This window comes from Halorubrum sp. ASP1 (genome assembly GCF_005435135.1).
GTDB lineage: Archaea > Halobacteriota > Halobacteria > Halobacteriales > Haloferacaceae > Halorubrum > Halorubrum tropicale.
On the sequence record NZ_SGUA01000010.1, the window covers coordinates 41,143 to 53,679 of the forward strand.

A 12,537-nucleotide genomic window follows, 5' to 3' on the forward strand; every position below is an offset into this window, starting at 1 on the left:
ATGAATCAATACAATATAGCTCAGTAAATACGGTCAAAAACTACCAAGTTAATATTTAGTTTTCACAAGGACGATAATAAATTGGTGTAGAAAACCCGTATGCGCCATCAGTCGTCGTGAGCTCTGGCTCGCCTCCCCAAACAAGCTCGGAATGGTTTTGCACGAGCTCTCTCATCTTGAGTACAGCATCTCGACATCCCGGACTAATATCACGCAATAGCGTCACATGTTGTTGGGCGGCCCTATTCCCGCTGCGTATCCGCTTTATTAATTCAGGGGGTTCGGTCGAATAGTGTTCATAAGCTGCCTCAGCATCACTACTCCCGACGTATAGTGATAATTCAACAGCATCATGCTCGTTATTCCCTACTTGATGTTCCCAAAAAATCATTTGTCGGACAGCAATGCTGAGGTCAAGATATCCTAGGTCAAGTAAATGCCCACTAACTACGAGATCACGGTCTTTTGATTCTAGGGTTGTGGAATCTCCATTAATTGCAGATTCTAGTGCTTTATTGAACTCATCTTCACTAAACGGAAATCGGATGTGAGGACGAAGAAAACAGTCATTCTCAACAAGCTGATCAAATTGTTTTCGCTGTTTTTTCACATATTCGCCACGACTGAGTTCTTGATCGTTGGAATCCATCGCACCACCCTCTGAGGGATCATTATTTTTCATAGAATATAGTTCAAGTGAACAATAAAAATACCTATCGTTTTGAATCAACCATCTGTAATGAATCGTTAAGTAGAAGAATCGAGTCGCCGAATCTCATCGACGACCGAGAGGTCTTTTGGGTGAACAATTGTGATCGTCCACTCCTCACCCTTCGCGGCTTTGAGAACCTCGTTGATATCGTCCGCGAAATCAAGCAAGTCATCTCGGTCAGTCGTGGCAAACACGCCCGAACTCTCCTCAGCCTCTGCGGACCAGAGCGCAGCATCGCCAACGACGCTTCGGTCCTTGTCGTTCGGAATAACGTCCTGCAACGCGAACAGGACGGTTAATCCTGGCTGTTGGTCGAACAAGCCGTCCGGAACGACTTCATCGGCAAGATAGCTAAGCCGACGTTCGATCGAACGGAGTGCATGGCGGAGGTCACGGAGGATCTTACGCCGGTCATCCAATTGAGCAAGCTTCATCTGGATGTTTCGTACGTGCCGTTCATCGTTCGTTTGAAAATATGGACGCCGTGAGGCCGGGTCATACTCATCAATGTCTTCCGTGTCGTCGATGAGATACGCGAGGAAGTCCTCGTAGATGTGTTCACGGCGTTCCCGGACCTCCTCGAGTTCGTTAGCGACGGTCACTCCGACGACGATCTCGACGTCGTCGCTATCAATCAACGGAGACGTGTGGTCGCGTTCAATAACCCGCTGGGCGTAGTTGAGGAGGACACTCGTGTCAACGAAGACGTTGTCGGGACTCAGTGTCCCCACCCCTGCTTCGTCATCTCCGATACCGGGCATGCTCTCTCATTCGAGATACTGTGTTGATAAATCGCATAGTCTTTCGGACAGGACACTATCGTCGATCGGTTCGTAATCGCCCGGCGCCGGGAGAAGGTCGACCGAAGCGAGATCGGCCGCGATTGTGCTTCGTTCGTCGAGGACGCGATCGTCAAAATCTTCGAAGGCGGCGAGCTGCTCTGCCCGCAGATCGTCGGCCTGTGTGCCACTCGCGGTGTCTATTGAGATGAGGAGACAGGGATACTTCCACACGTAGTAATAAAAGAAGTCCTGAAGACGTTCGATGGCCGACCGGTGCTCAGGAGTGAGATCAGCCGTCGAATGCTGATCGAGTCGCATCACGGCGTCCTCAATGAGGTCAGTTCCCTCAACGACGACATCGAGAGTCTGACTGAGGTCGTCGTGGCGACCAATATAGTAATGGAGGTCAGAAATCGAGAGCTCGATAGACTCCCGAATTGAAGCGATTGACCGTTCCGGGGTACTGCCCTCGATGATGGCATCGATAGCGTCGACGAGGTCCGCGAGATGCGTCCGGAGATGCGTGCTCTCGATGTACAGAAGACGGTACTCGTCGGGAGCCGTCTCTTGGTAGAAGTTCTGGAGGAATCGCATCGTCTGTTGGTGCCAGAGGTCGGGGATCTCTTGGCGGTAGAACGACAGCAGATCGCTTCGGGAGACGTACGCTTCGAGGTCGGACGATGGCTCCGAGTCGAATTTCTCCCCTGACGAGTCGGTAAATAGAATCGGATCGACCGTGCTAACGCTTTCAATCACGTCCTCAGAATCTGTTTCCGGAACTGACGGACTGCTTGGTCCTGTCGGTCCGTCAGCGGTTTGGAGTGCATTCGGACCGATCGACCGATCAGGGACGACAGCACCGGCGAGATACCAGCTATGAGTGACCGGGATCTCGAACTCGTCGATTGCGAAGAACAGGAGCTTCTGTATTTTCGTCTTGTTCGCGTAGCTCTTATCGATTTCCGGGAGTGAATCTATCGCCTCTCCGAGGACATCGAGAAGCTGATCAACGAGTTCGGATTCAGTTTCAGTGAGGTCAATCATCAGTTCTCGACGGTAGTGGCGTTTGTGCCGATAATCGCAGTGAGGGTATGTAGCAGTATATCTCTTCGGTCGTCTAGTCATTCTGATCGGAGGTTTTCGGGCAGGTACCGTTCAGTCAGTCTAGAGCGCATATCCCATTTAAATTGACACCTGACGAAACCCGCTAGTTTTTGACGGCCAGTCTTCTGGCGGGTGGATTATCACCCTGACACGTGTAACGAGAGTATGGCTTCCACATCACCGCTTAATGTCGAATACTGGGCTCTCCAGTACTCTGCTCAACAAGATGACACTGCGACATACACAAACGTAATTCGAGATCGTACGGACGCTCTTGAGCGCGCACGGGCCCTCTGGGATTGGAAAGACCTCAGTCGCGGGGTTGATATCGATGATGTTACCGATGTCCTCACGACTGATGAGCTGATCGACCTTCTTGAAGACAGTCCCGGTGATGCGGTCGGCAAGTTAGCCGACTTACTCGTGGAGCGCGGCGCACTTGCAAACCGGACCGTCGTCACTCCCGCGTTTCTCCTCCATCTCGCTGACAGCGGTCCCGTCCAATACTCCGTTCGCTTCCCGATTTTTGATGTTCGATGCTGGGTCGCGTACGTCTACCTGACGAGACGACGTGACGGAGAACAACCACTTCCAGCGAGTGCAACCCAGTCGCCAACGCGATTCGGCGAATTCAGTGAATTCTTCCAACGAACGATTCCCGAGCATATCGACGGTCGACGCTATGAACAGGCAATATTTCGGTTTGGTGCGTATATTTCTGCTATTCCTTTTGATACAATCAGCGAGATAGACGGCCACCTGAACGAGTTGGAGAACGCGATTACAAGCGTGTACGAATCTTCCGGTTTCGCACTCACGTCTGATTCCGCTCGAGGATTCGAATACTGATCTCGGTTATCAATTTAAGTCAGATACTCTTGCTCTGTCGTACTGGGCGAACCCGGCACAGAACGTGCCTCTGACAATCGCCCACCCTTTCAGGCGTCGATCGAGGGTAAAGCTCAAGAGAACGCCGGACACATACCAAAATAAGCACCGAACTGCTGCATCAGCAGCACCGGATTGTTGGCACCGACAACGAATTCCCGTCAGCCCCAACGTCTCGCCAGTAGTGCAGCTTCGGCCACAACAGCCGGGCCCCAGGTCAAAAGTCGCAGTGAAACGACTTCGGGGATAGAGTGTCCAGATTGCGTCGACAGCGAACTCCTCACCGAGGATAGAGTTACCTATTGTAACGGCTGCGGCGTCGTAGTCGAGGACTCCCCGATCGAGCACAGCGAGCCCCAGTGGCGCGACTACAAAGACCGCCGACTCGGGCCAAAGCAGAGTCAACAGTGGGTGAATACAGGCACCACGATTACTCGATCTGCTCACGGTGACACGGGTCGGCTCAGCCGATACAACGAGCGGCTGCGGAGTGATGAACGCTCACTCGTAAGCGGCCTCCGCGAGCTCCGCGATGTCGCGGCAGCAGTCGAGCTATCTCAGCCGATCCGTGAACGGGCAGCGTACTGGTACCGAAAAACTGTCCAGAAGGAATTATTAAAGGGCCGATCAATTGAGGGGTTCGCCGCCGCGTGTGTGTTTCTCTCGGCAAGAGAGCGTAGACATCCGATGACACTCAGCCGGCTCGCTCCGTACTCTCCGCTCTCGGAGTCGAAAATCCGCAATCACGTGAGTATCCTTCGTGTTGAGTTCGAGCCGACGATTCCTCCCGCCCGGCCGCAGGACTTCCTCCCGCGTGTCGTCTCTGAGCTTGGGTTCGACCCGGATATCGAACACAGAGCAAGCGGGTATCTCACTCGGGCAACCAACGAGGAATTGCACATCGGCAAACATCCGGCTGCAGTCGCTGCGACAGCGGTGTACGCTGCCGCGACAGATCTAGGTTTCTCGATTAACCAGCAGGCAGTAGCAGAGGCCGCCAACGTCTCGACGGTCACTATTTCACGTCACTATCAAGATATTCGGGAACTCTCCCCGCCCGAGGCCAGTCTAGCTCGATAGCAGCTGTAGATGTTCGATGCTGGCTGAACTCGTCCGCGTCCCGTTTATCTATTTAAGTAAGGTGCTGTTCCACTAATATATTGATGACGGAAGATCTATCTCGCTATCCGATCGAGGGGCACCTCACACCAGTTGGTGCACTCACGTTCAGCAAATCCGGGGGATGGTGGCGCGCAATCGTCCATTCCGAGGACGAATACGGAAACGAGAAGATCCGATTGTACCTCTGGCGGGACAACGACACCAAGGGGTGGGTTACGAAGCATAAGTGGAACATCGATCCAGACCACTGGGCAGAGGAACGACGCGTCGTCGAAGACTACGCCGGTACGGCCGTTGATGCCGATACGCCCTACTTTCCCGTCCAACACTACAACGTGGTCGGCGGACAGACGATTAAAAAAACAGACGAGTGGTGGACTGCCGTCGTCCAGTACGAGGACGACTACTCATCGACGCACAAGACGCGCCTCTACATGTGGCAACTCGAAGATAACGAAGCGAAAGGTACCGGATTCAAATGGAACGTTCGCAGCGATACGTGGCCGGAGGAACGTGACGCCGTCGGTCGCTACGTAGAGAACCTCGAGTGACAGCGATAGCCCCGAATAAGAGCCAGCAGACTCTCAGCCCACACATTTCGATCCATGACTAACTCTCAGCGAACGACTGTCAGCTCGAGTGCGATCGCACAGTTCTACAAGCTTCAGCAGTGCCCGATGTACCTGTACCACCGCTACGTCGACGAGAACCTCGGTTCCATTTCGGATATCTCCCTGAGCCCTCTCCTCGCCGCAACAGGCCAAGCGTTCGAAGCTGGGCAGCTCCGCCACCTTCTCGAGGCAGACATCTATAGCATCGGTCCGGCCGATGAGGGCCACCCCTTCGACGAGCGCTGGAGCGGTGACCCGGAGACGGACATCGAACGGCTTCAAACAGTCGTCGAAGACCTTGTAACAGGCGATCGGACGAACCCGATCGTCTTCTTCCAACCACGGATCGAGGGGACTGTCGGTGCGTGGCCCATTCGTGGTGATGCGGACGTCGTCATCGCAAGCCCGGATACGACCGCTCCTGGTCCCCGCAGCGTGGAGGTACGCGTTGTCGAACTCAAGTCCTCGAGTTCAGTGAAAACTCACCACCAGCTACAAGCTGCCATCTACTCGCTTCTGCTTGAGTCTCTGTTGGCGGACATCAATACGAGCCTCTCGGCAAGCATCGTGTCACAGGAACCGGAACGAAACGACCTCGCGGACCTCGTGACATCCACCGGCAATCTCGACCTGCGGCGAGTCGGTACCTTCGATCTGAGCACGCGCCAGAACGATATCCAACTCCTGCTTGAACCTGACGGTGCGCTCGACGCTGAACTCCTCGACGGTGACGAGATGAGAGAATCCGGCGATCCGCCCACCTACCGAATCGACGCTCGTTGTGACGACTGTGCCAAGCAGTCGAAGTGTATTGCACACTCGGTGACGAACCACAACCTCGCTCTGCTTGGGCTCAGTGAGGGTGTACAGGAGTCTCTCAATAGTCTCGACATCGAAGACCTCCACGACCTCGCAACGCTCTTTGACTGGCCGACCGAGGAGCGTAATCGAAGAGCGACTTCTCATGTCCACCCACGCCCCAGGGATCCGGAATTAGTCACGCGCATCCTACGGGAAACGGAGATCTCGAACCTCCGCGATACCGCACAGATCGCCCACCGCTTCCTGCGGCAGATCGATCCTGATTACGAAGATCAGTGGCAACAACGATCCGACAAGGCCGGTCCGTGGGGAGACTACCTCATCGGCTCCGGTCGAAACCTTCCCGATGATAATCCGCCGGAGAACTTCAATCTCGATTATCCTCGGAAGTCGCTCGTGCGAGTCTATCCCTACGTCCAGTACGATTTCGTACGCAATCGGGTCGTACTCCTCGCGGCGAAGGTAACGTCCAGCCGATACGAGGATGAGCACGACACTGGAAAGTTTATTGTCAGCCACCCGGATGAGCTTCCGAACCTAAACAACGAACGTAAAGATCAAGAAGAGCGCCGGTTGATCGAGCGGTTCTTCGAGAGGCTCTCCTCTGCGGTCAACGAGGTTCGCCCTGACCTCAGTGAGGAGGGGTATAGCGATACGGAAGGCTTCGTCCATATCTATCCGTACGGGGACTCCCAGCGGCGGACACTTATTGACGCTGTTAAGCGCCATCCCGAATCGGATGCCGCACAGGCGATTCGGACCCTTCTCGGCTACCGTGAAGAAATCGACCAGACGAGTGTGAGTGTCCTTCGAGACGAGTTCCGCGACAGACACGCGTTCCGATACCCGGGACTGGGCGTCGTTCAAACAGCAGCTCAGTTCTACTCGAGAGATACGGAACTCGACTGGGAGCGTCCACGGGACGCTGAAGAGGTGCCACTCAAGCAGGTATTCGACCTTGGCTTCTTCGAGACGACCGTTTCGTACGATCAGATGGGCTCTCGTATCCTCCTCGATTTCGACGATGGTCTCAAAATTGCCTCGGACCACTTGAGAGGTGAATTCCCCATTCTCGGTCGAAATCAGGACACGCTTCCGCTTGAGTACCTCTACGCTACCGAAGAATTCGATCTCCTCAAACCAGATCTGGCTGAGGATCCGGAGATGCAGTCACAGATCGAGCGATACCGTCACCACACCGATGCGGGGTCATCACGAGTGACACTAGACGACGTTGAGGACGTCGTTCACTCCATTTGTGAGGCCTATGAGCATATCGAGCGCTCGATTCGTGACAAGGACGCGACGATGACGAAAGAGCCTATTGAGCTTGGAGACCTCCGCGAGAATACGCTCGGCGTATCTGAGCTTCAGTCGACCTGTCTGGAGTATCAGGAACTCGAATTCGGTGCGAATCGGCGCGAGCTCGTCTCCCACTACCGGACACCACTCAGTCAACGCACGACGACCGGCCGCGCAATCCCGTTCGAGGTTACTGAACCGCCTGAAGAGGGCGATGATGACTCAGAGCCACGGATGTGGCTCGGTGGGTCGATACTCCGGTCGCTCGGGGACGATTCACAGGATGGGATTCAGGCCGACACTCCCCTCTCGCTCGAGGAGGGGAGTTTCGTCGTAATGACGCCGTTGAAACGTAACGGCGACGGAAGCCTAACTGAGGACGTGAGATCACCACAGCGGATCGCAAATCAGGTGCTGGGACGACTCACTCGTGTCGATACCGAGACGGGTACGGTCCGGATTTCCTTCCTCGGAGCTCAAAGTAGATCAAGGGAGAAATTCAAACCGAACCATTCTGGCTGGACGACCGACGAGGACGACGAGTGGGACCGTCAACTCATCGAGGAAGGGATGCAGTTCGTGCTGGACCCGGCACTCGATGACTTCGTCGCCCACCGTGCTCACGCCGCGCTGCAAAATGCCGGCCAAAACGACGTACATAATCGGCTGGTCAATCTGTACGATGACGAGATCTCGGACGCGCTTCGACGGGACTCCCCGCAGTTCGACCCTACATCGGTCCGATCCTTCCTCGAGGAGTTCGACCAAGTAATGCCTGAATCGACGAACTACGACCAGACGGCGTTCGTCTCACAAACGGACCACACGGTTGCCGCGCTCCAGGGACCGCCCGGAACCGGAAAAACGAGGTATGCGTCTGCCCCGGCGATACTCGCACGCGCTAACGCTTCGACCGGGTCGTTTTCGGGGATCGCAACGGCCCACTCACACAACGCCGTCGACGAACTCGCTAGGTCAGTTGCAGACGCGCAACAACGACTCGCCGAGGATGGGGTACTTGAGAACGCGCTTCTCATTCGGGTGCAATCCGGATCTCTTTCGGGCGACCTCCCCGGAAACGTCCGAGAGTACAGGGCCTACGATGACCGTGACGAACTGCAAGATATCTTCGAGAAATACGTCCTCGGAAACGAGGCGCTAGGTCCCCTCATTGTGTTCACAACGCCGGTAACCCTTCGGAACTTCGTGAACGGTGTGCGCTGGAGTATCGATGAGGACGCCGATTCGGTCGAGGAGTTCATGGCCGATGGCCGCTCTCGGCTCTTCGATTTCGCCCTCGTCGACGAGGCGAGTATGATGGATCTCCCCCTGCTATTTCTCGTCGGCGCGTTCCTCGGCCGGGACAAGCAGCTGATGCTCGTGGGAGACCATCGTCAGATGCAGCCCATCCAAGCACACGATTGGGAGAGCGAGGATCGCCAGACGATTGAAGAGAACACTCCTGCAGTCTCCGCACTTGATTTCGTCCGGTTCCTCCGCGGTGATCAGGACAGTAACTTCGAACAGTTCGATCGTGAACCGCCGACTTGGAGTGAAAAGGATGCGGTACTCCCGATGGACCGGCTGAAACTAACCTATCGGCTTCCTCCCGCAATGGCCCGTTTCGAAACCGAGCTGTTCTACCATCGGGACAACATCACGCTCGAGTCAGCCGGATCGGCACAAACGATCCCGGACGTCCGCAGTGACGATCTCCCTCCCTGGGTGAACGCTGCACTTGACCCGGATACACGTGTAACCGTCTTACTGCACGACGATAACGTCTACACCAAAGACAGTCCCGTCGAGGCGTATTTGGCTGGCAGGATGCTTGATCCGCTTCCAGTTGTCGCCCAAGAGCCCGAATCCGACGAACTGAGCGCAGGTGTTGTGGTTCCCTTCCGGTTGATGCGTCGGCGAATGCAAAACCACGTTGACTTAACTGTCGATACGGTTGAACGGTTCCAAGGCGGCGAACGTGATGTGATGGCGCTGGCGATGACTGCCGGCAACCAAGGATACGTGAATCAGATCTCTGAGTTCCTGCTTGATGCGAACCGGTTCAACGTCGGTGCCAGTCGGATGAAGCGGAAGCTCTTCATCGTTGTCTCAAAATCCCTGTTTCGGGCTGTCAGCAGTGACCCCGAAAAGTACGAGCAGCAGAAAGCGTGGAAGCAGCTCTACCAAGTGCTCATCGCTGATCGAGACCCCGTTGAGACGGTACAACTCTCTCGCGCAGAGGTTCCTGAACTTGATGGGCGAACTGTCTCCGTACAGGTGTACACCGGTTTTCGAGACTGAATAGAATCAAGTCTGTATCTTTACTCCCAATACCGTTGCCAAGTTCCTCTTAATCCCGCTATTGACAAAAATGGTCTAGTAGACGGATTTTATCACACAGATTCTGATTAGGTCTCTTGTTCCTTTAGAATATAGTCTAATAAGAATTTCAATACTACTGAGAAGTCTTTTATAAACTCCCTGATATCGTTAATTGTGGCAGACACTGATAATCCGGATGCACCAGAGGAAGTTGGGGTCTCAACAAATTTCATACCCGGTGGCGGCATAACGAGTTTTCTTCCTGGAGGAGACGAATCTCATCTTGGAATCCCTGGAGAAACAATTGAAAATGGAAAGTATATTGGTCTTGCTCGGATTTGGTCCGGCGATCGTAGAGTTGATATCCGATTTCGAATAACTAATGACGAACTTGAAGAGAAGAGAGACTACTATTACAAGGGAGAGAAGTTCTCCACAGACGACTGGGATGAACCGGCTGCAAGTTGGTATAATAACCATGTTCAACTTCCAGAGGGAGTGACACATTCGTTACGAAGTTATATTGAGCTTTATTTAGAAGGATGGGATATTGATGAAATAGGCGAGCTTTGGCGGCTCGAATACGAAGAGCACAATTGATCTACATATGAGTCAAATCGGCCCAACCTGACTCGCACTCGGTGACATCAGAATACCGAACGTTTGAAACTCATGATTGCGTAATTCTCACCGGAGAACTGTCTTAGATAGAAGATATTCAAAGAAGTCCGTTTCAAAAGAATTCTATCCAGGGTCTGTAGAACTAAGTTGGCCGTTCGATAAATTCTGTGACGGCATAGAACGGGAGCGTATCAATCAACGCGACAAGCAGCTTCACGATGTACTGACCAGCAACAATCGACACAAGCGCCCACCCCCACGTCGGGTCCCCACCGAGGCCGAGTGCCGGAAAGATAGCGAAGCCGAGCGTGATGAACACGACTGTGTCCACGCCCTGACTAACTGCAGTGGAGCCGCAGTTCCGGAGCCAGCGATGCCGACCAGCCGTACGATCCTTCAAATTAGCGAAGAGTCGGACATCGAGATGCTGGGCGAACGCGAGCGCGACGACGGAGGCGAGGATGATCGATGCCGAGCCGCCAAGCGTCGAGACGAACGCGGCTTGCCCACCGTAGAACGGCGCGGATGGCATCCAAATGGCAAGGAAGACGAGCGCATACGCGATGACGAGTGTGACGACGGTGCCGTTGACCACAGTCGCAGCGTACTCTTTCCCGTGGTACTCGACGAGCAAGTCCGAGGCGAGGTACGCGACGCCGAACGCAACGAACCCAGCGGGGACGGCGACACCGCCAAGCCCCGGCAGCTCGATCCACGTGAGTTTCGCTGCGAGGACGTTTGCGAGGACGATTGAGCCGGCAAACACAGCAGTAAAAATCGCACGAGTATCCTCAGTCTCCATCAGCTGTCACCACCGTCTGTGACCGGACAGTTGCGTGTGGTGCTATGTTGCGGCTCGGCCAGAGTGGATGCTGGGGGGCAACGAGAGAGTCGATGGCGAGACGATTGTGAGTGGTGCTGCCGTTCCATCGGTGGAGTATCGAAACTCAATATTTATATATTCCCCGAATATTCTTCGAGTATGGCTCGGAGTATATCAAGAGACGAATCCGAAGCAGATGTGCTTCAGGAAGCAGGCCAACGAACACTCCAAATCGGAGACGACAACCCTATCCGAATTAGCTCGGGCCATCGAATCCTCCACCACGACGGGAAGTGCTCGCGGCCACACGGGCACAACTACGAGATCACCGTCGAAGTGACCGGGGAACTCACCGAGGAGGGGTGGGTCGTCGACAAAGGCGACGTCACGGACGTCATCGACGCGTGGGACCACCGGTTCCTCGTCGAAGAGGGCGATCCGCTCGTCGACGCGTTCGAAGCGTCCGGCGACGGCGACGCGCTCGTCGTCTTGGAGCACCCGCCGACGGCGGAGGTGATGAGCGTCCTCCTCGAACAACGCATGCTCGATGCGTTCCCGGACACCGTCTCGGACGTGTCGGTGTCGGTGAGCGAAACCGGTGAGCTCTGTGCGAGTTACTGATGCCGGTCGCTAGCGATATCGAGGAGCCCGCAACAGACGCTGACACGACTGGTGAGGGCCTCCCGATCAACGAGGTGTTCTACTCGTTACAGGGCGAGGGAACGCTCGCAGGCGTCCCCTCCGTCTTCGTACGGACCTCTGGGTGTAACCTGCGGTGTTGGTTCTGTGATTCGTACCATACCTCGTGGGAGCCGACCGGGGCGTGGCGCGACGTCGACTCTATCGTGGAGGAAATACAGTCCCACGAACAGGCTGGCCACGTCGTGCTCACAGGTGGGGAACCACTCATCCACGAGGAGTCCGTCGAGCTCTTAGAACGGCTTGACGCAGGGGGGTATCACACGACGGTGGAGACGAACGGGACGATCCATCGGGACGCGCCAATCGATCTGGCAAGTATCAGCCCAAAGCTGGCGAGCAGCACGCCGACACCAGAGCGTGACCCGAAAGGAGAGGGCGAGTGGGAGGAGAAACACGAACAGAACCGGATCGACATGGATGCGTTGTCCCAGATGGTCGACGACTACGAGACACAACTCAAGTTCGTCGTGACCGACGAGTCGGACCTCCCAGAGATCACAGACCTGGTTGACCGAGTGCGAGAAGCGACGGCGACGACCGTCGCCGATGATGACGTCCTGTTGATGCCGGAGGGCATGACGCGCGAGCAACTCGACGGGACGCGAAGCGAGGTCGCCGAGCTGGCGATGGAGTACGGCTACCGGTACACGCCACGACTCCACGTGGACCTATGGAACGACGCACCGGGTACATGAGTACGTCACTCTCAGAGACCGGTCGGAAGAG

The 12,537-nt window shown here is 55.2% G+C and carries 11 protein-coding genes; 7 read left to right on the forward strand and 4 right to left on the reverse strand.

Features of this window, described 5'->3' with window-relative positions; all coding sequences use genetic code 11:
* Positions 1-55: 55 nt before the first annotated feature.
* The 3 genes from EXE48_RS14355 to EXE48_RS14365 all read right to left on the reverse strand — a co-directional run bounded on the left by EXE48_RS14355 (position 56) and on the right by EXE48_RS14365 (position 2,538).
* On the reverse strand, positions 56-682 hold the full coding sequence (locus tag EXE48_RS14355) for a hypothetical protein (protein ID WP_137711890.1): 627 nt from the start codon (positions 680-682) through the stop codon (positions 56-58).
* A gap of 65 nt (positions 683-747) precedes the next feature.
* Positions 748-1,473 carry a DUF8169 family protein gene (locus EXE48_RS14360; protein WP_137711891.1) on the reverse strand — a complete coding sequence of 242 codons (726 nt, stop codon included), beginning with the start codon at positions 1,471-1,473 and terminating at the stop codon, positions 748-750.
* Positions 1,474-1,479: 6 nt separating this feature from the next.
* On the reverse strand, positions 1,480-2,538 hold the full coding sequence (locus tag EXE48_RS14365) for a DUF8098 family protein (protein WP_137711892.1): 1,059 nt from the start codon (positions 2,536-2,538) through the stop codon (positions 1,480-1,482).
* Positions 2,539-2,763: 225 nt separating this feature from the next.
* On the opposite strand from EXE48_RS14365, the gene EXE48_RS14370 reads away from it, so the two are divergent.
* From EXE48_RS14370 to EXE48_RS14390, 5 genes are all read left to right on the forward strand, one after another.
* Positions 2,764-3,447 (forward strand): hypothetical protein, encoded by a 684-nt coding sequence (locus EXE48_RS14370; RefSeq protein ID WP_137711893.1) that lies wholly within the window; start codon positions 2,764-2,766, stop codon positions 3,445-3,447.
* Between the two features lie 450 nt (positions 3,448-3,897).
* Complete coding sequence (locus EXE48_RS19290; protein WP_158295137.1) at positions 3,898-4,566, forward strand: transcription initiation factor IIB family protein; 669 nt, start codon at positions 3,898-3,900, stop codon at positions 4,564-4,566.
* A gap of 83 nt (positions 4,567-4,649) precedes the next feature.
* A complete protein-coding gene (locus tag EXE48_RS14380) occupies positions 4,650-5,159 on the forward strand; it encodes a hypothetical protein (RefSeq protein WP_137711894.1) in 510 nt (169 codons plus the stop codon).
* 126 nt (positions 5,160-5,285) lie between these two features.
* The gene (locus tag EXE48_RS14385; protein ID WP_158295138.1) at positions 5,286-9,644 is read left to right on the forward strand and encodes an AAA family ATPase; all 4,359 of its coding nucleotides are present in this window, start codon (positions 5,286-5,288) and stop codon (positions 9,642-9,644) included.
* 195 nt (positions 9,645-9,839) lie between these two features.
* A complete protein-coding gene (locus tag EXE48_RS14390; protein WP_137711896.1) occupies positions 9,840-10,265 on the forward strand; it encodes a hypothetical protein in 426 nt (141 codons plus the stop codon).
* 163 nt (positions 10,266-10,428) lie between these two features.
* Here EXE48_RS14390 and EXE48_RS14395 read toward each other — a convergent pair whose 3' ends face one another.
* The gene (locus EXE48_RS14395; protein ID WP_137711897.1) at positions 10,429-11,088 is read right to left on the reverse strand and encodes a queuosine precursor transporter; all 660 of its coding nucleotides are present in this window, start codon (positions 11,086-11,088) and stop codon (positions 10,429-10,431) included.
* 180 nt (positions 11,089-11,268) lie between these two features.
* Here EXE48_RS14395 and EXE48_RS14400 point away from each other — a divergent pair, with 180 nt between their 5' ends.
* Entirely contained in the window at positions 11,269-11,730 is a 462-nt protein-coding gene (locus EXE48_RS14400; protein WP_137707636.1) for a 6-pyruvoyl trahydropterin synthase family protein, read from the forward strand.
* Positions 11,730-12,506, forward strand: coding sequence for a 7-carboxy-7-deazaguanine synthase QueE (locus EXE48_RS14405; protein ID WP_137707637.1), 777 nt, complete (start codon positions 11,730-11,732; stop codon positions 12,504-12,506). Before EXE48_RS14400 ends, EXE48_RS14405 begins: the two co-directional genes overlap by 1 nt.
* Positions 12,507-12,537 lie beyond the last annotated feature (31 nt).